At 44.1% G+C, this 23,586-nt stretch carries 16 protein-coding genes; 5 read left to right on the top strand and 11 right to left on the bottom strand.

Going from position 1 to position 23,586, the window contains the following annotated elements; genetic code table 11:
- The first annotated feature begins 75 nt into the window (after positions 1–75).
- The 4 genes from B2M23_RS12980 to lsrF all read left to right on the top strand — a co-directional run bounded on the left by B2M23_RS12980 (position 76) and on the right by lsrF (position 3,299).
- Positions 76–699 (top strand): dihydroxyacetone kinase subunit L, encoded by a 624-nt coding sequence (locus B2M23_RS12980; RefSeq protein ID WP_038352007.1) that lies wholly within the window; start codon positions 76–78, stop codon positions 697–699.
- Between the two features lie 38 nt (positions 700–737).
- A complete protein-coding gene (locus B2M23_RS12975; protein ID WP_038352008.1) occupies positions 738–1,061 on the top strand; it encodes a hypothetical protein in 324 nt (107 codons plus the stop codon).
- Positions 1,062–1,348: 287 nt separating this feature from the next.
- Positions 1,349–2,347 carry a dihydroxyacetone kinase subunit DhaK gene (locus B2M23_RS12970; protein WP_038352009.1) on the top strand — a complete coding sequence of 333 codons (999 nt, stop codon included), beginning with the start codon at positions 1,349–1,351 and terminating at the stop codon, positions 2,345–2,347.
- Positions 2,348–2,420: 73 nt separating this feature from the next.
- A complete protein-coding gene (lsrF, locus tag B2M23_RS12965) occupies positions 2,421–3,299 on the top strand; it encodes a 3-hydroxy-5-phosphonooxypentane-2,4-dione thiolase (protein ID WP_038352010.1) in 879 nt (292 codons plus the stop codon).
- Between the two features lie 63 nt (positions 3,300–3,362).
- On the opposite strand, the gene B2M23_RS21810 is transcribed toward lsrF, so the two are convergent.
- The 11 genes from B2M23_RS21810 to B2M23_RS12910 form a co-directional block, all read right to left on the bottom strand.
- Entirely contained in the window at positions 3,363–3,512 is a 150-nt protein-coding gene (locus B2M23_RS21810; protein ID WP_081571222.1) for an IS3 family transposase, read from the bottom strand.
- Entirely contained in the window at positions 3,502–3,744 is a 243-nt protein-coding gene (locus B2M23_RS21805; RefSeq protein ID WP_110060346.1) for a transposase, read from the bottom strand. The genes B2M23_RS21810 and B2M23_RS21805 overlap by 11 nt, the downstream gene beginning before the upstream one ends.
- Positions 3,745–4,033: 289 nt before the next feature.
- Positions 4,034–4,735: a hypothetical protein gene (locus tag B2M23_RS12950; protein WP_038352011.1), complete on the bottom strand. Its 702-nt coding sequence runs from the start codon at positions 4,733–4,735 to the stop codon at positions 4,034–4,036.
- A complete protein-coding gene (locus B2M23_RS12945) occupies positions 4,713–5,924 on the bottom strand; it encodes a nucleotidyltransferase domain-containing protein (protein ID WP_038352012.1) in 1,212 nt (403 codons plus the stop codon). The genes B2M23_RS12950 and B2M23_RS12945 overlap by 23 nt, the downstream gene beginning before the upstream one ends.
- 11 nt (positions 5,925–5,935) lie before the next feature.
- Positions 5,936–7,624 (bottom strand): ABC transporter ATP-binding protein, encoded by a 1,689-nt coding sequence (locus B2M23_RS12940; protein WP_038352013.1) that lies wholly within the window; start codon positions 7,622–7,624, stop codon positions 5,936–5,938.
- Positions 7,625–7,856: 232 nt separating this feature from the next.
- Positions 7,857–9,332, bottom strand: a complete 1,476-nt coding sequence (locus B2M23_RS12935) for an IS1182 family transposase (protein WP_038354278.1) — start codon at positions 9,330–9,332, stop codon at positions 7,857–7,859.
- Between the two features lie 34 nt (positions 9,333–9,366).
- Positions 9,367–9,861, bottom strand: a complete 495-nt coding sequence (locus B2M23_RS12930; RefSeq protein WP_081571221.1) for a S24/S26 family peptidase — start codon at positions 9,859–9,861, stop codon at positions 9,367–9,369.
- Positions 9,854–10,120: a PqqD family protein gene (locus B2M23_RS12925; RefSeq protein WP_038354023.1), complete on the bottom strand. Its 267-nt coding sequence runs from the start codon at positions 10,118–10,120 to the stop codon at positions 9,854–9,856. Before B2M23_RS12925 ends, B2M23_RS12930 begins: the two co-directional genes overlap by 8 nt.
- A 16-nt stretch (positions 10,121–10,136) precedes the next feature.
- The gene (locus B2M23_RS12920; protein WP_038354074.1) at positions 10,137–11,006 is read right to left on the bottom strand and encodes a hypothetical protein; all 870 of its coding nucleotides are present in this window, start codon (positions 11,004–11,006) and stop codon (positions 10,137–10,139) included.
- A gap of 262 nt (positions 11,007–11,268) precedes the next feature.
- The gene (locus tag B2M23_RS12915) at positions 11,269–19,902 is read right to left on the bottom strand and encodes an InlB B-repeat-containing protein (protein WP_038354024.1); all 8,634 of its coding nucleotides are present in this window, start codon (positions 19,900–19,902) and stop codon (positions 11,269–11,271) included.
- 342 nt (positions 19,903–20,244) lie between these two features.
- Positions 20,245–21,483, bottom strand: coding sequence for a tyrosine-type recombinase/integrase (locus tag B2M23_RS12910; protein ID WP_038354025.1), 1,239 nt, complete (start codon positions 21,481–21,483; stop codon positions 20,245–20,247).
- Between the two features lie 598 nt (positions 21,484–22,081).
- Here B2M23_RS12910 and B2M23_RS12905 point away from each other — a divergent pair.
- On the top strand, positions 22,082–23,539 hold the full coding sequence (locus tag B2M23_RS12905; RefSeq protein WP_052237472.1) for a sigma-54 interaction domain-containing protein: 1,458 nt from the start codon (positions 22,082–22,084) through the stop codon (positions 23,537–23,539).
- The last annotated feature ends 47 nt before the right edge of the window (positions 23,540–23,586 follow it).

The raw sequence follows: 23,586 nt of genomic DNA, 5'->3' as shown, positions 1-23,586 counted from the left end.
CGTTTTTTTAATTGACAAATGTTAATTCCAGTGATATTCTATAACCAAGTTGAAACCGATACCGGAGGTGAGAGTATGTCAGTAGAAACCTTAAAAATTAAAAACATGTTATTGACATCTGCTAATAAAATCATAAGCAGCGTCGAAAATTTAACCAAACTGGACTGTGAGCTCGGCGATGGCGACCACGGGACCACCATGGAAAAGATCGCTAAAGCACTGGTGAGCGAAGTTAATGTCTGGAACGAAGAAACCAACCTCAAAGAAGCGCTGGAAACGCTTAATGATACCCTGGAGGATATCAGCGGCGGCTCCGCGGCTCCTCTGTTTGGCTCCTTTATCTGCGGAATGGCCGATACAGCCGACCCCAGCGAAGATACCGACTCCTTCATTAAGACCATCCTGCTCGGCGCCTACGAAGAATTTTTCGATACATCCGGCGCAAAGCCAGGTGGGAAATCCATGATGGATGCCATTTATCCGGCGACTGAGGTTATCCGAAACGCCGATAAGATTAATCAGGAAGTCCTGAACCAGGCTGCCAAAGCTGCCCGTGAAGGCTCCGATGCGACCTCAGATATGCTGGGGAAATATGGACGCGCCCGCTACATCGGCGACCGCGCCATCGGTCACACCGATCCCGGCTCTGTCTCCTTCGCCCTGTTCTACGAAGGTTTGGCAGAGGGCTACGCCCTTTAATTTATTCTAATTTATTAAGTTCTTAGGAGGAATTTAAGATGAAATATGAAATCATGCACGTTGGCGTTCCTGTAAAGGAAACTGTATTACCTGAAGATTACGCTGAAGGCCTGAAGGTTTATATCTCCGGCCCGGACAACAACGATCTGAAATTTGAATACCTGCGTTTTGAAGAAGGGACTCCCCTTCACCCGGATGTTGTAAACAAAACCCACGTTGCCTATAAAGTACCAAATATCGACCAGTTCATCGAAGAAGAAGGCGCCACCGTCTTAAACGGAAGAATGGCCGTTGACGAAACCCTGGACATCGCCTTTGTATCCGTACACGACACCGTCCTCGAGCTGATGGAAATGAAGTGAGGTCCAGTTTTCAAAGAAAACTGGCAGCGAGCAAGAAGCGTTAGCGGGCGAGCGGTAACCGAACAAACGCATTTTTTCTGAAAAACACTCCAATCTGGATTTCTGTTTTTTAGAAAAAATACGCTCCTTGTGAGGTCCCGTTTTCAAAGAAAACTGGTAGCGAGCAAGGAGCGTTAGCGGGCGAGCAGTAACCGAACAAACGCATTTTTTCTGAAAAAATACGATCCTTTTAAAAAAACAAATTTAAAAACCAAATATAATCTAAATTAACAGGGGGAAATACTAAAATGACCATGAAAAAATTTTTAAACCAGCCGGAAAACATCGTATCTGAATTACTGGAAGGCCTGGAACTGGCAAACCCAGATATTATCGAAGTGACAGGCAACAACCTGGTTGTTAACAAAAAATTAAAGGATGCAGACCGCGTAACCGTCGTAACCTTAGGCGGCGCTGGCCACGAACCAGCCATCGAAGGCTTTGTCGGCGAAGGCATGGTAGACATCTGCGTTATCGGGGATATTTTCGCAGCGCCTGGCTACAAGGCCTGTATCGAAGCTTTAAAGATGGCCGATAAAGGCCACGGCGTTTTATTCGTTGTTTTAAATCACGCAGGCGATATGCTCACAGGCAACAAAACAATGAAAGAAGCCGCAAAATTAGGCTTAAACGTTAAAAAAGTGGTTACTCAGGAAGATATTGCCAACGCACCGCGCTCCAACGCAGACGACCGCCGCGGCCTGGTTGGCTGTGTACCTGTATACAAAATCGCTGCTGCTGCCGCAGCTGAAGGCAAATCCTTAGACGAAGTAGCTGCCATTGCCCAGAAATTCGCAGACAACATGGCAACCATCGCTGTAGCCGCCAAGGGCGCAACCCATCCGGCAAACGGCGAAGTTATCTCTACCTTAGGCGATGACGAAATGGAAGTTGGCATGGGACAGCACGGTGAAGGCGGCGGTGGACGCCAGCCAATGAAATCAGCCGATGAAACCGCTGTGATCATGGCAGACGAACTAATCGCAGACCTTGATCTTAAAGCCGGCGAAGACGTGATGGTATTCATCAACGGCAGCGGCTCCTCCACATTAATGGAACTTCTCATTGTTTTCCGCAAGGTTTACAAATACCTGGAAGAAAAAGATATCCACGTTAAAGCAAGCTGGGTCGGCGAAATCCTAACTGTACAGGAAACAGCAGGCTTCCAGATGTTTATGGCCCGCGTAGACGAAGAAGAACTGAAATACTGGAATGCTCCATGTAAAACCCCATACAAAGTAGTTTAAGTTAAGCAACGACAAATCACAAAAGCGGCCTTTAAACGCCGCTTTTTAATTCAGAATAAAGGAGATTAAACTTATGGCAGATAAAGACGGCAACAAACACGCAAAAAATTTCGGTTTTGACCAACCGGCAGAAAATAAAAGTTTCCACGTCAAAGGCATGGAAAACGTAGATTGGGGTATGAAAACACGCCTATCCCAGATCTTTGACCCCAAAAGCGGCAACACCATCATGCTCGCTTTTGACCACGGCTATATTATGGGACCAACTCAGGGCCTCGAACGCCTTGACCTGGCTATCCCACCACTCATGGACTACGCAGATGTCCTCATGGGCACCCGGGGTGCACTGCGTACCTGTATTCCGCCAGACTGCAAAAAAGCCATTGCGCTGCGCTGCTCTGCTGGAAGCTCTGTCCTTAAAGATGATATGAGCCATGAAGTCATCGGTGTCGATATTGAGGACGCCATCCGCATGAACGCCACCTGTATGGCCATCCAGTCCTTCATCGGCTCAGAGGGCGAATGTGAAAGTATCAGTAACATCGTAAAAACCATTGACGCAGGCAACCGCTACGGCATTCCCACCCTCGGCGTTGTCGCCGTTGGTAAGGAAATGGAGCGCACTACCAAGTATTTCTCCCTGGCAACCCGCATGCTGGCAGAATTCGGCGCACAGATCGTCAAGGTCTACTACTGCGATAACTTTGAAGAAGTTGCAGCTGCCTGCCCAGTTCCCCTCGTCATTGCCGGCGGTAAGAAAATTCCGGAGGCCGAAGCCCTCGAAATGGCTTATCAGGCTATCAGCCGCGGCGCCCACGGCGTTGATATGGGGCGTAACGTCTTCCAGGCAGACGATCCTAAAGCCATGATCCAGGCCATCCGCGAGGTCGTTCACAACGGACGCACTGGCGCAGAAGCCTATGAATGCTATCTGGATATCAAAGCAAAATAAAGCATTTAAAAAGAAGCCCCCTGTGATGTGAACCCAGATTTCTGGACACATATCGAATAGAAATTATTGTGTGGATGCTTGTCTGTAAATCACAGGCGGCATCCATTTTGTTTTAGCCTGAATTCTTTTGTTATTATAGTAGTATCTATATTCTTTAACTGCTACTGAGAACGCTTCAAAAGATTTATATTCCGATTCATGGTTATAGTACATTTTCCACGGGTGATCCACCTCGTTTTTTATTTACAAGTCCATTATATCCCATTGTCTTATATTTTTGAACCCATTGGCAAAGCAATCCATTGCTAATACCAGCAGAAACAGCAACGATAGAAATAGATTTACCAGCAAGAACAAGTGAAACTAACTTCAACTTTTCTTCAGGTGTCCATTCTTTAGATTGATCAGAATGTTTTAACGCCTGCGAACCACACGGTTCTACAATTCGACACTATTGTCTAATTTTATCTCTGAAAGATTTTGTTTTAACATCTTCTGGTGTTTCCATCCAGCTTCCTTCTTTATACAATTCTACACATTTTAATTAAAATTCATAACTGTAACACATAAGAAAAACCCCTCTACTGTTTTGTCCAGTAAAGGGTGGTCACATCACATGGGACTTCTTTTTAATACCATACTTTAAAAAATCACCAAAAGAACAGTGGGGTTAAAAATAGCTTTTCCGTTCTTCAGGTGTCATTGCAATTAATCCTGTCGGAGCACAGGCCCCTCTATTCTGTTTTCTCTTCCATGAAAAGCTCGATGCGTGCCGATTTACGGACAGGGTCTGAAAACCGGCTTTCCTTGATCTGCACCTTCCGCTCATACAATTTGTTTTTGACCGCCTGGACGCCTTCCAGGGTCATGGCGTTAACGGCCTCAAGGGCTTCCCGCAGCTTTTCAGGGTCGCTGCACTCCACCACGATCTCATACTCGGTTTCAACCACTCTGCAGGCCTTTACCCTGTAGCGGTGCTGACCGCTCTCGGGCTGCCCATTGCAGAGGGCGTTGTACTGGCGGGTGGCGGCGTACACGCTCTTAAAAAAGTCGGGATAGTTTTTGATGTCGATGCCGCGGCTTATGGCGCGTCTCATCCAGGACATGTGCTCTCTGGTGTAGGATGGGTTGGCGTAAACGCTGGCGTCTACCCCGTCCTTCAGGCCAATGGCGATCTCGTGCATCTGGCCGAAGCTGTAGGTCGGATCTTCCATCAGCCTGGTGTCGATGCCTGCGGCCTGGGCCTCGAAAAGCTCACGTAGCTGGCCGCCGTCATAGACAGGGTCGGCGTAGCGCTCCACCTCCGCGCCCAGGCTGAGGCCGTAATGGAGGGCTCCGCACTGCTCGGGTGTAAAGTGTATGCCTTTCTCAAGCGCCAGTGTCTCGATCAGGTCCTCGACAGCCGCATCCTCCTTATAAATGACTTTCTTTCTCATGTTCCAGCTCCTGTAAGCCTGACCGCTCATAAAAACCCTTGGCTCTGGCCACTTCCTCCTCAGAGGTGCTGCGCACTGCCTGCACACGGTGCAGGGTGCGTTTTGGCCTTTTGACCATAGCGCGCACGCCCCGCATGACCCATGCTGCCGGCAGCAGCGCAGGCCTGCCCTCCACCCAGGAAAAGACCTGGCGCATATGGTCCATGCCCGGAAACAGCGTGCGCCAGAAATAGCGGCGCTGAATGGTCTGGAAATCTGTATGGGCGTCGTAGACTTTTGTAAAGGCGGAGAGCTCCATATTCTGGGTGGTGCCGTAGGTGCCGTTGCCCAGAATAAAGCGGCTCATCTCATCGGTGACCGCATCGCCTGGGCGGCCGTCAAACCAGACTTCGGCCAGACGCATGAGGTTCTCCCCAAAGGCTTTCAGACCCATGGCCTCAAGCCCATCGCCAATGGCCTTCCAGTCGGCAGTTTCTCTGTAAAAGCGCCGATATACCCACAGATCCATGACGGAGCGGATACCGGTGCCGCCCTGGGCGTAGTGCTTGGTCAGGTGCGCTACCATGTAGAGGTAGAAATCCTCTGGGGTCATGGCGTAAACACACTGGGCCCCCTCCTTTAAAAGGACTCGGTCAAAGATATGGTCAAAATAGCCCCCGAAAGTGTATTTTTCCGGGAGGATATTACGGTGTATCTCCAGATTCATATAGGGTTTACGGTAGTAGACATCGTGGTTTCCACCCTCGTGCTCACAGGAAAAGCCTCTGCCGGTCAAAATTTTCCCGACCGCCTTTGTATTGGCGTCATCCACCAGGATATCCACATCGGCCATGAGCCGCATATCCGGCCTTGGATAGGCATATTTGAGCACAAAGCCCTTGAGGGGGAGTGCCCGGATGCCCTGTTCATCGAATGTTTTCAGCAGCTCGGTCACAGTGACATGCTGGGTGGCCTCCTTGGCAATGCCCGTAAGCCTGGCCTGCCGGAAGGACTGTCTGACAAGTTGCGGGGGCTGCTCCTCCTTCGCGAGCTTTTCAAGCCCGTAGTCTGCCATCCCCGCCACCGAATGCCTTCTGGCTTCCCTGTAAACCACGTCCCAATCGCAGCCAGACGCTGGCGGCCTGGGCTGCCGATCCTTTAAAACCGCTGCCAGCAGCTCTACCACGTAATATTTTTCGTCTCTGATCATTTTACTTCTCTCTATCTTTTTTCCATGATTATTTTTCCATCCACGATCCGCAGCACCACATCACAGACGGTGAGGGCGGCTGCCTTGTGGGTAACGATAAGGCATGTCCGGTTTCTGAGGCATTTAATGTTCTCAAGCACTTGCTTCTCTGTCTCAGCGTCCAGGGCGGAGGTCACTTCGTCCAGAAGGAGTATGGGCGCGCCGCCCAGCAATGCCCGGGCGATGGCCAGACGCTGGACCTGCCCCTCGGACAGGCCGAGCCCTTTCTCTCCAATGACGGCATCCATCCCCATTGGCAGCCCGTTAATAAAATCCATGGCGCAGCTGAGCTCTGCTGCCTGGATGATTTCGTCTTCTGTGGCCTCTGGCCGGATGAAGGCAATGTTTGCCCGGATGGTGCCGGAGAGCAGAAAGTTGCCCTGGGGCACGTAGGCAAAAAGCCCGCGTGTCTGCCGGTCTGCCGTGATCCGGAAGCCGTCGTCCATTCTGAAGCCGATATGCCCGGAATCGGGCGTAAAAACACCCAGCAGCAGTTTGAGCAGAGTGCTCTTCCCAATGCCCGACAAACCCGAAATCACCGCGAAGCTACCCTTCTCAAGGTATAGATCCGCCTGGTTAAGCACAGGATCCCGGTCATAGTGAAAGCTAAGGCTGCGCAACTCGATCCCCAGCATATGTGCGTACAGCGCCCCGGCGTCATAGGGCGCGCTGTCCACCGCCGGCTCATCGGGCAGGGCTTCGATATCCATCATCCGCTCGGCAGAGGCCAGGGCGCCATAGTATTGGGGCAGCATGCCGGACAGGCCCACAAAGGGGGACTGCACCTGGTTGACCAGCTGCAGCACAGCGGTCAGTGTCCCAAAACTCACGGTTCCTGCGATCAGCCCGTGGCAGCTCCACACCAGAGCATAGAGGTAGCCCAGATTAAATATAAAGCTGATACCTGTATTGGCCACCACGCTGATGGTGTTCTTGCGGATTTTTTCGTCGTAATTGGCCTGCTGAAGCTGTCTCCCTTTGTCCTCCATGGCCTCCTCCACCTGAAAGGTGCGGATAACCAGAAAGCTCCCCAACAGCTCCTGCAAAAAAGAACGCACCCGCCCGTCCGTCTCCTGGACCCGCTTGTGCAAAGCCTTGAGCCGCTTCCTGAAAAAGCGAGTGACCACAAACATGGCCGTCCCGGCCAGGGCAAAGATCAGTGAGAATCGCCAGTCCAGCATGCAGAGCACCCAGAAGGCAGACACGATCTTGGTGATGAGCCCGGAAAAGGTGGGCAGCAGAGAGGTCACGCCGTTTGCAATGGCCTGCACGTCGCTGCTGAGCCGGTTGAGCAGATCGCCGCTGTGGTAAGCCATGACCGCCTGATAATCTTTTTTTAAAACAGCCGACAGAAAGCGGGATTTAAAGCCCATTTCCAGCCGGCCCTGAATGGTGGCCTGGGCATGGCGGCAGTAGGCCTGCAGCAGTGCCTGAAGCGCGATAATGCCAAAGAAAACCGCGCTGCGCCAGACAAGCACCTCTAGTCCCCCTGCCATGGCCCCGTCAATGACGCTTTTAGACGCCAGCGCGAAAGCCACCCCCATGCAGGCCAGCCCAATATTGGCAAAAACCAGCAGCACACAGGCCAAAATCTGCCCTTTTGCATTCTGGTAAAGCCAGGAAAAAACTTCCCGATCGGTGTATGTACGCTTGGTATTCACGAAATCTCCTGTCCCAAAGCCCCAGGCCTGTGCACCCTCGCCATCCCTGAAAGAACGGAATCATCAGGGTTGGGACAGCATGGGTGCAGAGGCCTGGGGCTGTTAACGAAATCGGCGCCGCAGCCGGGAGGCTGCCCCCAGACTGTGTCAAAACACAGTCTCTTGTTGGTGACTCCGTCCCCAAACCCCTGGGTAAAGGTTGAACTTTGAAAAAAGAGCAAAAAAAGAAGCGCTATGCTCGGATTGCTTGGATTAATGGCTGGATTCCCATGATATGGATGGCTCTTTTAAGATTAAAGGCAAGAAAAGCAAGCGCAATCTCACCTTCTACCTTTTGCTTGCCTTTCAGTAAAAGATAGGAGATGCCCATTGCGCGTTTTACGGTTCCAAAGGGGTGCTCAACAATGGCCTTTCTTTGTCGAACGATCTCTTTATTTTGAAAGATGTGAACTTTTCGAAGGAATAAGTCGGAATCATCGAAGGCCTTGGTGTATTCTGACGGTTTCATGACACGCTCGGCGCGGTAATAGCGCATTTTTGTACATTTTTTAGGACAGTGTCTACAGGCTTGTGTATTATCGTATTTGGCAACATGTTTATTTTTATTATAAGTACAGGGCCTTAACACTTTTCCTAGTGGACAGATGAAAATATTACGCTCTGGAAGATAAATCGCGCGTGCAACGTTCGAATCATAGTCGGTAATCTTTTCAGTATTTGCCGCATCTGTAGGAATACAAAATTCATAATCCCCTCCAGCAACAACAGGACGATGACCACTGAGATAAAGTTGAGCCACATCACTTACACTGTCGTAGCCGTTATCTGCAACGACGGTCATGGCGGGCACTTCCAATAAATCTGCCGCTTTTTGAGCTAAAGGACCCATTAAATTTTTATCCTGAGCTTGATTTTCAACCGTGAATTCAACAATCATTTTGTTTTTACTGTCGACAGCGGTTTGAATATTCAAACAGACATCAAGCCCGTTTTTAGTTTTCATCAGACGGCTATCGGGATCGGTAAGCGAAATTTGGGTTTCGTCGCTTTCAGCGAGCTCCGCTAAAAAAGATTCATAAAGTGTTTTGCGGTCAGTGAGCTGATGAATAACTTCGCTTATATCGCTGGATATTTCAGAAGTGCTTTGATTTTCAAGTGCATCATTCTGATTTAAAGCATCAAGATAGCTTTCGATTTTTTCTTCGATATGCTGAATCCGATCCTTTAGTTTGTTTTTGGTGAAGTTGCGGTCTTTGGTATTCCAGGCTTTAAATTTGCTGCCATCAATCGCAAGCAGTTCTTTACCGTAAAGCTCCCATTGGGTACAGAGCTGTACAAAGTTTTTAAAGACATTCTTAAGTGCCGTTGGATTTTGCTGGCGAAAGCGGGCAATGGTTTTATGATCCGGGGAAAGTTTTTGAAGCAGCCAAATCACTTCGAGGTTTCGTTTGGTCTCAATTTCCAGACGCCTGGAAGAACGCACGTGATTCATATAGCCATAAATATAAAGTTTTAGAAGATCACGTGGCGAGTACATCGGGCGGCCTGTTTGATTGGGTTTCCACTTATTAAATCCGAGATTTTCGAAATCTAAGGTATCAACATAAGCATCAATGACACGTACAGGATTATTTTCATCGACATAATCCTCGATACAGTCTGGAAGTAACATCCCTTGATGACGATTATTTCCAATAATGAAATCCATAAGAATACCCTCCCGATTATTTTAAGATTATGTATTAATTATACCACGATTTTGGGGATTTAGGTGGACTTTTGACACAAACTCCCCCGCGCCCCCGCAAAACCACACAACGCACCGGGTACAAAAGCCACCAGACTCGGCAATACAGACGGTACCAGGGGTTTTTACAAGAGATGTAGCGGCCGCCGCGCCAGAAGCCTTTGACGAGACCGATGATCTGGTCGGGACGCACCCCCTCTTCATTCACAAGCTGATGATCTCCTCGGAGTGTGTAGGTGCCGTCTGCATTTACCTTTACGATCCGGTGCAGCACGTATTGGCCGCTGTCTCTGGTGTAAAACGGCAGGTCATACTTACGCAGGCGTTTCGGAGGCCGCACAATACAGACCTGGTCCTTACGGTCACGAAGTGTCGGAAGCATGCTGGTACCAGCGGAGGTGAAAATGACTTCGCCGCCGGAGGACAGCTTTTCGGTGATGATGGGGTGCATATGTTCCAGATCAACCCGGCGGCCGCCTATTTCATCCATCAATCAGTCCGGCATCGCCTGCCAATTTAAGAAATTCATTCACATCCTTCTCGGCTGTTTCAGCGTCAACTTCATACTCGTCTAAAAGTGCCTGAACCAAATCCTTCTTCTCGCAGCCCTGCTCCAGCTGTTTCCACAAAAGAGCTCCGGTTTCGTTAAGGGAGATGATGCCCTGAAAATTGAGGGAAACTTTACCCGAAGGTACGACAACAGCCTCTCCGGCAACTTCTCGCAACATATATCCATTTTTTATTTTCATAAAAGATTCTCCTATCCTATTTGCCAAGTATTGTTGTATTATATGAGAGCTCTACGGCTTCCTCGCTGATGGTACATCCCATTTTATAGATGGGTATCTGGCATACTATTTTATCCAAAAGATTAAGTAAGTTACTTGTTTTTTCTTCACTTCGAGGGCCTGTCGGTCGCAAGCTCTGATAATATAGCCATCTGACGGCATCTTTATTACTCAGTCGTTCAATACAATTTTCAGATGCCTGCTCCAAAAACACAATGGCCTGCAACGGCACTTTAACATTGGTGTTTAAGTCCGATTTACCACTCCACGGCGTACCATACACATAAAAGGTATCTCCCATCAAGCGGATGGCCGGCTTATCGTCATTGATGATGATGGCTTTATCTTCCCCAAAGTACTTTCGCCACAATCCGGTATGGGTTGATTTTCCAGTACCGCAAGGCGCAGAAAATAAAACAGCTTTATTATCCAGCGCCACCGCTGAGGAGTGGAGGCAAAAGCCGTTGTAATCAAGCAGTGCTCTTGAGAAGGCAAAGCCAGTTTCGATGTATTCGTAGTTGTCAAGACTGGGAAGTGGATATTTTTTTAAAGGTTCCTGATAATAGAATTCAGCATTGTTATTGTTTTTATAATAAATTTTTTCTGTTTTCAGGATACTGTCCTCTTTGCGATAAAATATCCATTTATCAATGGTTTCTGAGATAATTTTTTCTTTAGTTCTTTGAATAATATTTCCTTCGATCCGTATGTTATCTTGTTCACTTCTAAATTCAAACTTATATTTCTCCGGACTAATCAATGATTGATATGCTCTGGACTGATCTTTCAATATTTTTCCAAAAATTGCCATTTTGATATTAAGTTCAGCTATTATGTATCTATTCATTATTTTACTTACCTTAAATATTGACATAGGAAACTCTATTCTACGATAAAGTTTCCTATTCAAATTTACTTGTTGCTCAGTGAAGAATCCATATAGTATTCACTAGGTTAAAGATCTTCCTCACCACTGCTATCCACCATAATATCTTCTACTTCAAATTCCTGAATATCGAGTCCCGGTTTTAGATAGTCTTTCAAATTTTTCACCTCCACTTAAGTTTTTTATAGCAGAGTACGAAGCCCTCTGCCATGGCGTTCATGTTTTAATTCGCTACTACAGTTCCCTTGACCATGTCGGTGTAGATAGTATATGTCTCACCATTCTTCATATAAGTCAGGTATCCTCTCGCGGAAACAGTCGTACTAACCGCCAGATTTCCCAAGTTTACTGTGTAGGTATATTGATTGCCGATATTTGTTTTTCCACCTACGATTACATCAGCTGCACCTAAGGCTAATTCTTCTGGGTTTGCTACATCTGCTTTCTTTGCCACAATCCCACATTTAATTGGCGTGTAACCATCATCATCTGGAACTTCCGACCTTACAATAAAGCGTAGCTTATACAGGCCTTCACTCTGATCAATTTGAACAGGGTTCGGATCAATAGAAACCGTTGGTTGCTTTTCTACTGGAAGTTCTGAATAAGTTGCCTCAATTGACGTATCTGCTTTTAGCGTAAAAGTATAGGTTGCGTCGTAACTGATAATGGAATCACCATTTGTATACTTCCATCCGGCAAATTGCTTGCCTTGTTCCGGCGTATTTGCAATAACTGTTACGCGGCTATTAGCATCTTTTTGCACGCTTGTTCCTTGTTCACCATCGATACTTCCGTTAGTGACTGTTACAGTATACTGTATGTGTTTTTGTGTATAGCGCGCTTCATAGGTTGTATCCTTTTGGACATTTTGAATCTTGCCATTCACAACACTTGCTTTTATATTACCGTCATACCAACCGACAAAGTCTCTATCCAAATAGACTGGCGCTTCTGGTACAGCCACTTCACCATTTTTATCAATGGTCTGGGGTTGTCCAATGATCGCACCTGTTACAGAGTTTTTGAAACTTACTGTTACTTTATCAGCCTGAATTTCTTCAAAATGCGCGAGATATTGTAAATTGCTGGTTCCGGCATAAATCGTAAACGTATCTTCCACTGAAACCGCGGTATTCATGTCCTGGAGAGTCGTCCATTTAACAAATTTATAGCCAACCTTTGGTGTTGCCTTTAATCTTGCCATAGTACCAACATTGATCTCAGCATTCACAGCATTTGAATTTTCTATGCCATTTACGCTAATACTGCCTGCACTTGCATTGAAATTCAATGCACTTACTGTAATTGTTGGTTTGCGTGTAAAGTTTGCTGTAAATGTTCCAACATCATCTTTTGTGCGCAGCGTATAATCACAGGTCCGATTTGTTCCAATAATTTCGCCGCTTGCATTTGTCCAAGACAAGAAATCATAATCTGAATTTGTGATTTCAGCTTTTAAGGTAATGGTATCTTTTGCGTAGATTCCATCGTCTGGTTGCACTATTGATACTTTGCCAATACTTGCATCACAGCTAACATTAACTTTACCTAATTTCTGAATCGTTGTCGTTTTGTCATCCTTCATCACAAACGGATACGCCGATGGTGCTTCGACATCTGCGTTATAGTCCCAGACACCTTCTGTTCCACTGTTCAGCATATTAGCAAAGCGTGCTTTCTGCATATCTGCTTTGGTCATGGCTGTACCAATACCGCCTTTTTCACCACAATGGTAGACATGCAGTATTGTACCACCTGCTTCATTAGTCTGTACCGCTTTTGTTCCAGCCGTAAAGCTGTCGGTCAGTGTTCCGCCGCTGCCCATGATATTGACAATCGCGGTGGTTTTTTCTCCAATGGTATAACAGTTTTCAATGGTACCATTATTGGTATTCACTAAATTGGTAAAGCCTTCAAATCGGAGTTTTTCAACCTTGGCGTCTTTGGATAATTCGTCAATAAAGTTAACGGCATTGCCGGTAATGGAATAGCCATTACCATTAAAACTACCTTCAAATTTTGCCAACGCGTCCCAATCAGATACATTGATGTCATTGGTCAGCTTAAAGTATTTGTCTTTTGTTTTAAATTCTGGCGTTTGTAATAGCTTCATCTGTTCCGGCGTATTGATCTGCCATGGTTTTTCGGCGGTTCCATCGCCACCGTTAAAACGGTCGCTTGGGCTGCCGTAGGTCCATATGCTGTTCGGATCACCTTTGACATAGTCCATCAGTCCGCCTTTGGCGATGAAGGAGTTTTGTGAGGTGTTAACTGTTGGCGCAACAATTTGTGTCGGAGTCTCTGCATTGAAGTTTTCGACATCAACTGAGGTAAAGTACTGAATCGCGTTTTGCTCTGCATTCGTAAAGGTCGCGGTTGTCCCATTCTCTAAAATCAGGCTGGCTCGGGTTGATCCTGCAAAAGTACCGTTAAAGGTTGTGCTGCCCATGAGTTTCAGGTCCGCATCTTTTGTGTTCATATCGACCGCTTCATCAATGACTGCGTCGCTTCCATTGGCAGCTCTGTTGATGACGATAGTATCGCCTGCATGTGCCGCTTCATATGCTTTGGCAATGATGCCGAAGTATTCGTTTTTTGCACCTTCATCTTTATGCTGTACTTCTAACGGCGCGTAAGTTTTTGTCATCTCCTTATCAACGTAATATGGATAAACGTTGACCTGATCGCCTTTGTAATCTCTTGATCCATCAAAATGTGTTCCTTCAGAAATATCGGCGTCCTCAATTAACATCGGAGCGGCTATTCCTGAGCCATCTGGTTGTGTTCTAGCGTAGTAGTTTTTGGATAAATCATATACACCGCAGCCTTTGTTAACCGTAGAGCCTAACTCAAATCCATAACGCACGTCAATGAACTGGTTATCTTTGATGGTTACCTTATTCCCGCTTAGCATCTTTGAATTATCTACTGCGATGGCGCGGTTCGCGTTTTTAAAAATATTGTCTGTAATAGTAATAATTCCACTGTTATCATCAGCTACCAGTGAAAGTACAGAGGTTCTGTTACTATCATTAATTCTGTCACTGGTATATACAAATTCATTCCCGGTAATAACACTATTGTTTCCTGCTGCGTTAATACCATTTCGGAAGCTGAAGTTTACCTTATTGTTAACAAAGCTCAGTTTGCCTGTATTTTCAACGCCAGCACCCATTACAATATTTCCACCGTAATTTATGCCCTCGGCCGAATTGAAGCTACAGCCTTCAATGGTTAATTCTGCTGATTTTTTGTCTGAATAGAAAGTGGATGCTCCTTCTTTTGTTGTGACAAAGTTCAGGTTTTTAACCGTTGTTTGGACATTTTCTTGTGCTGCTGAAAAAATGATGTTATTACCATCGCCACCGACTGCGCTTCTCTGCAGTGTTGTCAGTAATGCGCCACTGTCGGATACTGTCCCTTCAAACGTCAGGTCTTTTCCACTTGGAATGGTGATACTGCTTGATAACGTCTGGATACCCTCGGAAATTACAATATGATCTTTAGTTTCTGCGTCAGCAACAGCTTCAGGGATCGTTAAGTAGTTTCCTTTTAAATTCCCTGTACTGTCTTTTACTTCAACCGGTACTAAAGGTCTCTTCATTTCTTCGTCAGCATAATATGGCAATGCATTGATTTTTGCACTACCATCTGATATGACAATGACAGAGCTATCTTCTGCTTTACCATAGGTTGTCACTGGCAACTTGCTATTCCAGTAGTTTAAGCTAAAGTCAAGTGACCCTTCATCCGGTATTGTGTCAAATTTTGCCATTTGATCTTTATCTTCACCAGGCTCTAAAGCTCGAATCATCTTATTGTTTGTAACAGTCATTGAGTCGACCTTTGCAAACTTGCCAAAACGCATGGCGCGTCCGCCGTTCGCTACATCCTGATCCCAGTTTTTAAAGGTGTTGCCAGTAATCGTTACATCTCCTGTGGCTGTGCCCTGAATTTGTAATGCGCTATGGTTTGTATTTTCAATGTAATTACCGGTAATGGTTGTTGCTCCACTGACCGTAAAAACATTAATCCCGCTGGAGTCACCATTGGCAACACCGGAAATACGATTGTTTTTGATGGTGCAATTTTGAACTGGTTGATTATCTGCTAAATTAAAGTGAATAGCTGATACATTTTTTTCACTATTATTTAACTCGTTCGCGATATTTTCAAACACATTGTTTTCAATCGTGATACTATTCAAATTAGGATCATTCCCCCAACCAACTGAATAGATGCCGCTTTTTGTAAATTTTAATCCTTTAATACTGATTGACTCACTACTGTCCTTATCTGGTCTGGTGATATTGATACCACCTGTTAAAATCGCTTCGCTTTCATCTGGTCTGTTATCCGTTGTCGCTTCCTCAGCTTTGATTTCTGTATCGGCATATGGGCCTATGAGATTTACTGCTTTTGTTAAGGTGATTGCTTCATCATAAGTGCCCGCACCGATTTTAATGGTGTCGCCGGAATTTGCTTTGTCTATTGCTTCCTGAATGGTTGCATATGGTGTCTCATTATTTTCATTGTAAACGGTAAGTGTCTTGATATAATCTTGATTACCACCAACCAGTATATCTTCAAGTCTTTCCTCCATACCCGTTGAACTGTTATATGCAAATAACGGTGTGTCAGACGTACAGTTATAAATTGTTGATGCACCAGCATTTGTCACTCTTCCTAATATTTGACCGTAATTCTGTTTAAAACGAACACTGACCTTTCCGCCTTCAGATTTACAGTTTTGTAAAACAATATTCGAATTAGCGCTACCAATAATACCACCACAATCCCAAAATCTGCTTTCAACCTCAACATTTTTGACTGTACAGTTTTTAACTTGATAATTTCCTTCTCCATTAAATCCCATAAGTCCGCCAGCATCTTGGTCATTAGCAACAACTACTCCGTTTTCTCCATTACAGCTATACATATTTGTATATGAATAGCCCACAATACCACCGACAAACTGGTTTCCATTAACCTGATAGTTTAACAGTTGTACATTGCTTATTGCCGATCCTACAAATTGGCCTGTGAGAACACCGGTTTGATCTGAGCCTATAATTTCTACGTTTTCAAAAATAACATTTCCTAATTCTTTAGCGCCCCATGCTTTTCCAAACAATCCAGTATAATTTTCACCTGGCTTGTTTACATACAAATTAGAAATTTTATAATTTTGGCCATCAAAAGATCCTACGTAATCATGATCTTTTACTCCCACTGGCAACCATTCGTCATTATGGAAATCAAGGTCGTTCCCTAATTTAATCGTTACTTTTGAAGTATCAATGCTACCTTTATTAATCTGCTGTGACAGCCAGTAGAATTGGGCTGGCGTTTTGACCGTATAAGATACTTCATCTGCTCTGAAAAGCTTCATATCTGGTTTTATTTCTTCACCCAGATAAACAAATGAGAGCTTATCTTTTGCAACCTCCTGATCATTTTGTTTAATGATACTGGTGTCATATTCTGTTCCGAAAAGTTTCTCGACAGTAATATGTTGATTTTCAACAAAGGCATCACTGTTAATCAGTGCTAAATTCGCACCTTTTTTAACCATAACGGCAGCATTTGTTCCCGCATTCAGGTCACTGAGTGTTACTTTTTTACCTTCAGCCACAGTAATATTTCCGTCTAAAACACAATCACTTTCTGCCTTTTCCACTTTCTTCAGGATGACGGATTGTGTTATGTTCAGGTCTTCCGCATAGGTTCCTGCTGGAATCAGAATCGTATTGTTCCGGTTCGCATCCTCAATGGCTGCCTGAATGGTTGGATAGGTTCTGTTTTTATTTTGATTCTTGATCATTGTTGAAGAATCATTCCAATAAACGGATTTATTCTCCAAATCACTTTGTACAAACGCGTCTGGCAGATTTACCTCGATGTTATCACTTGAATTATATTTATCGGATACAATTTGATAAGTCTCTCCAAAACGGTAAGGTGCATTGAGCGTGAACTGGGTATCATTGATCACACCGCTCCCCTGGTCCACATTCACGCCATACCAGGCATTTCCACTGGTGTACAGGCCTGTGGCGGTTACGGTTGAGCCGTTGACGACCACACCCGCGGCAGCGTTATCTTTTGATGTGATATTCTTTAAAGTTACATCGGTGGACTGCACAATGTTAATGCCGTGTCCGTTGGCGTTTGTAGTGCCTTCCACTTTACGTGCTCCTGTAACCGTCAAATTTTCAAGGGTTACATTATTCGTATTTAAAATGTGAATCAGTGAGCCCTGGCTGCCTTCAGTCGATGACACTGGTGACCAGGTATCACCACGCGTAATGACAACTATTTTATTATCTTCACCTTTGATTGTAACCGGCTTACTGATTAAAAGCGTCTGGTCCAGATTATGTGTCCCTTCCTTAACGGTAATCGTATCATTACCGGCTGCATCATCAATGGCTTCCTGAAGATTCTGGTATTCTTTTTCGCCGTTTACCGCAACGATATCATAAAACGGCAAAGACTTTGCTTCACCCTCTGCTGGCTGATAAACGGAAGTTGATGCTGCATCCATCAACGTTTTGGCCTTAACGGCCGCTATGGCTTTTGAAATACTACCTGATTTGTCACCATTATCGTAAACAGTGATAGCTGAATCTATTGTCCCGGTTGCATCAACAAAATGTGCGCCTTCTAAGTTAACACTTTTGATCGTTTCTGCATTGTCAATTGTCAAAAGATCCTGATCGAAATCACCGGTTTTACTGTTGGTAATAGTTGAATTGGTTATATTTAAAACATTATCATAAGTTTGATAAGCAGGTGTATCACCAGACGGCCAGTCATAATTTAATTTGATGGTAGTAAAATCATTTGCAGACCCTGGCGTACCCTTTACTGTATTGATTCCTTTTAATACAGAACCATTTTGAATATTGTAGGTACCATAGCTGGCCCAGATATTAAAAGCAGCCCAGCCATAAATGGTCGAATTATCTACTGTAACATTCAGTCCTTCGGCATCGGCAAGTAACTTATCGCCAACTACCTGTTGTGTACCTGAAACATTGACTGCATATTTAAAGCCTTTAAGCGCGCTGTTTTTTTCAATATTAACAGTCACATCTTTGGGGTTCCAGAGTGACAATCCTCTTGATCCATTCCCACTGTTCCCCCAATTATTTTCATACTCCTGATTGAGTCCATTTAAAATTTTGCTGTTGTTCGTCAAAGTAATCACAGATCCTTGATGTTGCCCGTCACCAAAATTGATTCCTCGCGGATCAACGCAGAAATCAAACTTGAGCTCAGCATTATCTAATGTGATTTGTGATTTATAGTGATTATTATCTGTTGTATCTGTTATGTCACCAACATGAATCCCGCGTTGGTTCGTATTATTTCCAATAACTTCCAAATTTTTTAATGTGAGCCCTGTACCTGTGTCCCCCGTACCTGTCAGCATAAAAATACGATCTTTGGCTGTGGATGTCAATTTATATGTTTTATTATTTCCATCAAAAGTTAAATTTTTATTGCGATATTGAATGGTTTGATTGATATCAATGTTCTTCTGAAGCTTTATGATACTGTCTGATGGCGCTTCATCTACAGCAGTCTGGATATCATCATAACCGCAGATAACTTTTCCTTCCACATCAGTAACCGCAATTGCTTTGGCGGTTTTACCAAGAACAGCTACGCCAAAACGCGTTTCGAGCTTTTCTAAGGTATTTTCACCTTCGTTGATTAGGGCTGAATCATCATAATTCAATGTAATAAGTTCTGTGCTGTTTGGAGCTATTTCTATACCGCCATTGGTACCTGGCTGTAAATTTGCAACAGCACTGTCTGCGGCGATATTCACTGTGGCTTTTTCGATGGTACCTGTGACACTCGAATCCCCTGTTTCGCCACCGGCATAAACCTTGTCGACTTTCGCACCTGTTTTAATGTCAATAACAATATTCTCAGTTTTGCCGCGATTGACCCCCTGAACAATTGAGTCCTTAATATCTGTCGATATTTCTACCTTCGCTGTTCCTGTCGTAGTACCATTAGAACCACCTGGGATAATATAGGCTTTATCAAATGTACCGCCGGTAATATTCAAATTAGTATTGCCAGTCTGGCTCATCCCTTCGCCACCACCGTAAACCAGCGCACTACCTTTGATGGTGCCGCCTTCAATGGTGGCATTGGCAGTATCGACAAAGGCATTTGGACTATCGCTCCCCGGCCACGGTTGATGACATGTAGTTCCACTAAAAGATGATGCCGCACCACCGGCAATTTGCCCAATGACTACGCCGTCTTTAATGACAATATTTGCTGTTGCTACATGACTTTTATGCAGACCGCCGCCAAAAACAGCATTGACCGTCCCACCCGTCATGGTGACAGAGGTGGACTCATAGGTTCCATCATGATTGTGTCCGCCGCCAAAAATATTCGCAGCACTTGATACCTCTTGACTTCCGCCATCCCAAGTGATTTTAGCGCCTTTACCTTCTGTAGTTGTTGCCTCAATAGTAATTGGTGTACCATTTGCGAAAAAACACTCTTTTCCAGTCATTTCATCTAACGCTGGAGTTCCTGGTGCTAAATACTCTGAATCGCTCAGTGCCATCATTGCAGGTGTTTCCTGAATAACGGCATTTTCTTCTGTTGTCCCTGTTTCCTCATTCACCGGTGCCAGTGCCCCGACAGCCGGTGTTTGTTCTTCTGCGGGCTGCTCAGCTGGCGCTTCGACAGTAGTCGTTGTTGTCTCGTCAGTCGGAGCGGCTAATTCTTCCGCAAACACTGAGAAATTCATGGACATAGATACCATCAATACTGCGAGCAGCATTGACATGGTCTGTTTAAATTTAGACTTTCTCACTTTCTTTTACCTCCTGTTTGAATCCCTAATCCCATATACTTCCACACATTTTTTGTTTCTTCTTCACCTCTTTCTGTATTTTAAAGTAATTTTAATTTTAATATCGTACACTATGTACGATTTGGGCTAAGAAATGGGCGGAGGAATAGGCATGTCCTCCGCGATTACAAAAAGTTTTATATTCTAGAGTTGCCATCTCTGAATACCAGAATAAAAGTACAATGATGCGTAAGCTAAGAAGTCGTGAATTTACTCGTGAAATAGTACCATTTCACGAGTTTTAATCGCTAAGTCCCTGATTGACACCATTCGGATAAACTCCGACTATTTTTTTGACCATTTTTATTTTTCTTTATCTATTGGAATCTCTGATATTTTATTCATTTCAATACGATCCTGTTCTGTCAGTGGATGGATATAGCGTTTTAATGTGACAGCAATATTGGAGTGTCCTAAAAGCCTGCTCAGGACAGATAGCTGCATATTTTTACTTGCGGCTCTTGTAGCAAAGGTGTGTCTTAAAATATGGAAATTCCTTTTCTTGATGTCCGCATTTTTTAAGACATCTGCAAAGTAAATTTGATAAACTCTTGGATCAATAAAAGATCCTTTTTTACTCGAAAAAACAAACTCTCCTTTCACAGAAAGGCCTGCCTCATAGCCCTTCAGCAAAGCATAAATCTCATGATTCATCGGAATAGTCCTTTCAGAATAATAGGATTTCGTTCCTTCAAAAATCATTTCTGTTTTTTTACCACCAGCTTCTTCTGATGTGTTCACACGATGAACAGCATCGCGCACCATTATCGTTTTTTCCTCAAAATCAATATCATACCACCGAAGAGCTGCCAGTTCGCCAAGCCGCACGCCTGTTTTTAACGCCAACAGAACCGCGGTCGCCTTTACCTTGTCTTGGTCACGGCACAGAGTTTTTTCAAGCTTCAAATATTCATCTTTATTAAAAACATCCAATTTCTTTTTTCTTGTCGTGGGAATACTCACGTTCATACAAGGATTGACCGTGATAATCCCTAATTTCACAGCCTGTTTAAGTGCAGAGGATAAAATCGAAAGATGACGTCTGACCGTCGCGCTAGACAGTGCATTTCGATGATTGTTTAATTTTGCTTTCACATAATCCTGAAGGATTTCACTGGTTAATTCGTGTAGCTCGTATCCTCCCAAAGCAGGAATTAGGTGGACGTGAATGACGCTGTGATACTGCGTATAAGAGGATTTTTTGATCTCTGATTTTTTGCTGTTTTCAAGCCAATCCACCATCCACTCCTGCAAAAACAAAGAATTACCCTCAAAGTTTATGATTTTCTTTTCTTGAAATTTTTCAGTTATGACACCGCTAAAATTTTTACGCTTTCTATTTTTTCTTAAGACCCTTTGAAGTTCAACTTCTTCAAAATTTTCTTTTTCACAACATTCTAATTTTTCAACTACCTTCTGATAAGTTTTTGCATACAAATACCGATAGACCGCTTTGCCATAAATATTGTTATAACCTACAATACACCGCGCTTCATAACGCCCATCCGCTCTTTTTCTTACATTTTTACGGTAGTGCTTCATATTGTTTTCCTCCCTTGGTATGACCATTTTTTGACCATACTCTTGTCAATTATATCTAAAACAAAGGGTAAGAAATGGATTTATATGGTGTTTTTTTTATTTCACACGTAAAAAAGTGCGTGCAATTATTTTTCAAAGGTGATATAATATCCCCATCTGATAATATTAATAGTTTTTTTATCGAAATTCGGAATATATCGCACTCGTGAAATGGTACTATTTCACGAGTTTTTTCTTTTTTTCACAAGTTTTTACAATCAAATTGATGCATTATTTTCGGACACGCTTTTTAGACAACCCTATAAAAAAAGCGGTACACGTCGTTTCGGCGTACACCGCTATATATTGCGCTATTTTTAAAAAGCCATCACTTTAACACTATATACAGAATTTTCATCTCAATTCCACACGCCTTTATCTTCCGCCTCAACCGCCATTCGGCTTGTGTCCACCACCTGTATGCTATCCGAGATCCCTCCACCTTTATCCACTATCCCTATATTTTTGCCTTATTGCCCTGTTCCTTTTGCTTTGATATAATATATTAAAGGATTTTCGTTCAATATGCTGTTTCCAAAAGTGCTGGAGGAACTCGATCATGTCTAAAAACAATTCTTTGCTTTACCGCGAATTAGAAGAAGTTACCACCATGGGTATTCAAATAGTCGATATCAATCACAAGGTTATCTGCTATTCAAAGGGTTGTGAGTTAATTGAAGGTTATAAAAGAAAAGATGTTCTGGGAAAGGACATGAATTCACTTTATAATCAAAGGCCGGAGTTGAAAAATAATTCGAGCCGTTCTGTTATTGTAGATACCTTTGAGACGAAAACGCCACAGAGGGATGTTTTTGTGTCCTATACGACAAAGAATAGTGACCGAATCATTAATGTTCTTTGTGACACTTATTTACTTTATGATAACACTGATAATATTAAATCGGTTATTTGCGTTTTCAGGGATATTTCTGATTACTTAAATCTTATCAGTCTGGTCAATCGCCTCAATGCTGAATTAAACTTACAAAACCCTAATTTGATCAATGATACGCAATATACATTTGACCATCTCATAGGCATCAGCCCCGAGTTTCTGGATGCCGTTGAACAAGCTAAACGTATTTCTGCGAGTGATGAATCGGTTTTGATTGTAGGAGAGACGGGAACAGGAAAGGAGCTTTTCGCCCAGAGCATTCACAATGCCAGTAAGCGGAGCCATAAGCGTTTTATCGCGCTCAACTGCAGCGCCCTGCCTGAAAATCTTATGGAGAGTACTTTGTTTGGTACTTGCAAAGGCGCCTTTACAGGCGCTCTCAACCAAAAGGGGTTGCTTGAGGCGGCTGAGGGCAGTACACTGTTTCTTGATGAGATCAATTCGATGGATATCGGCCTTCAGGCAAAGCTACTCCGCGTGCTGGAAACAAAGCGATACCGTAAAGTCGGCAGCAGCCTTGAACAAAGCTGTGACATCCGTTTTATAAGCGCGATGAACCAGCCTCCTCAAAAAGCCATTGCGGATAAAGAAATCCGCCTTGATCTTTATTACCGCATTGCGGTCTTTTCTCTATCAATCCCACCACTCAGAGCACGTAAAGAAGATATCCTCTATTTGTCAAACTATTTTATAAAAGCACTGGCCCCACCATCAGGTAAAAAAATATCTGCCCTGTCTCAAAAAACAGCAAAATTATTTGAAAATTACGCATGGCAGGGAAATGTACGGGAGCTTAAACACGTTATTCTGCAAAGCATCTATTCTGCTCGAGAAAATGAAATGCTCATAGAACCCAGACATTTACAAAATCATTCTTTTGAAAATATTCTGTCTCATCCTGTAAAAGGGGATTCTTTTATCTCTGTTTCCACCTCATCGGAAAGGGATTTAAGCAAAAAAATGAATGCCTATGAAAAAGGGTTGATCCAGCAGGCGCTTGCAGAAAATAATCACAATATCACAAAAACAGCTGAATACTTAAAAATAACCCGACAGTCTCTCCACGGTAAAATTAAAAAGCATTCCATTATTACGAAAAAGGATAATTCTTCGGACAATTAATCTTTTTCGCAGAAATACTGTAAAGTTTCCTGACTATTTCAGTCTAC

It is taken from the genome of Eubacterium limosum (assembly GCF_000807675.2).
Classification (GTDB): domain Bacteria; phylum Bacillota; class Clostridia; order Eubacteriales; family Eubacteriaceae; genus Eubacterium; species Eubacterium limosum.
The sequence above is the reverse complement of the archived record's forward strand: the minus strand, read 5'-3'. Positions and strand labels throughout refer to the sequence as shown.

What these genes read in the sequence shown, in the direction of transcription:
- B2M23_RS12980 (WP_038352007.1), top strand. Translation starts at nt 76, where the DNA reads ATGTCAGTAGAAACCTTAAAAATTAAAAACATGTTATTGACATCTGCT.
- B2M23_RS12975 (WP_038352008.1), top strand. Translation starts at nt 738, where the DNA reads ATGAAATATGAAATCATGCACGTTGGCGTTCCTGTAAAGGAAACTGTA.
- B2M23_RS12970 (WP_038352009.1), top strand. Translation starts at nt 1,349, where the DNA reads ATGACCATGAAAAAATTTTTAAACCAGCCGGAAAACATCGTATCTGAA.
- lsrF (WP_038352010.1), top strand. Translation starts at nt 2,421, where the DNA reads ATGGCAGATAAAGACGGCAACAAACACGCAAAAAATTTCGGTTTTGAC.
- B2M23_RS21810 (WP_081571222.1), bottom strand. Translation starts at nt 3,512, where the DNA reads ATGTACTATAACCATGAATCGGAATATAAATCTTTTGAAGCGTTCTCA.
- B2M23_RS12950 (WP_038352011.1), bottom strand. Translation starts at nt 4,735, where the DNA reads ATGAGAAAGAAAGTCATTTATAAGGAGGATGCGGCTGTCGAGGACCTG.
- B2M23_RS12945 (WP_038352012.1), bottom strand. Translation starts at nt 5,924, where the DNA reads ATGATCAGAGACGAAAAATATTACGTGGTAGAGCTGCTGGCAGCGGTT.
- B2M23_RS12935 (WP_038354278.1), bottom strand. Translation starts at nt 9,332, where the DNA reads ATGGATTTCATTATTGGAAATAATCGTCATCAAGGGATGTTACTTCCA.
- B2M23_RS12930 (WP_081571221.1), bottom strand. Translation starts at nt 9,861, where the DNA reads ATGGATGAAATAGGCGGCCGCCGGGTTGATCTGGAACATATGCACCCC.
- B2M23_RS12925 (WP_038354023.1), bottom strand. Translation starts at nt 10,120, where the DNA reads ATGAAAATAAAAAATGGATATATGTTGCGAGAAGTTGCCGGAGAGGCT.
- B2M23_RS12920 (WP_038354074.1), bottom strand. Translation starts at nt 11,006, where the DNA reads ATGAATAGATACATAATAGCTGAACTTAATATCAAAATGGCAATTTTT.
- B2M23_RS12910 (WP_038354025.1), bottom strand. Translation starts at nt 21,483, where the DNA reads ATGAAGCACTACCGTAAAAATGTAAGAAAAAGAGCGGATGGGCGTTAT.
- B2M23_RS12905 (WP_052237472.1), top strand. Translation starts at nt 22,082, where the DNA reads ATGTCTAAAAACAATTCTTTGCTTTACCGCGAATTAGAAGAAGTTACC.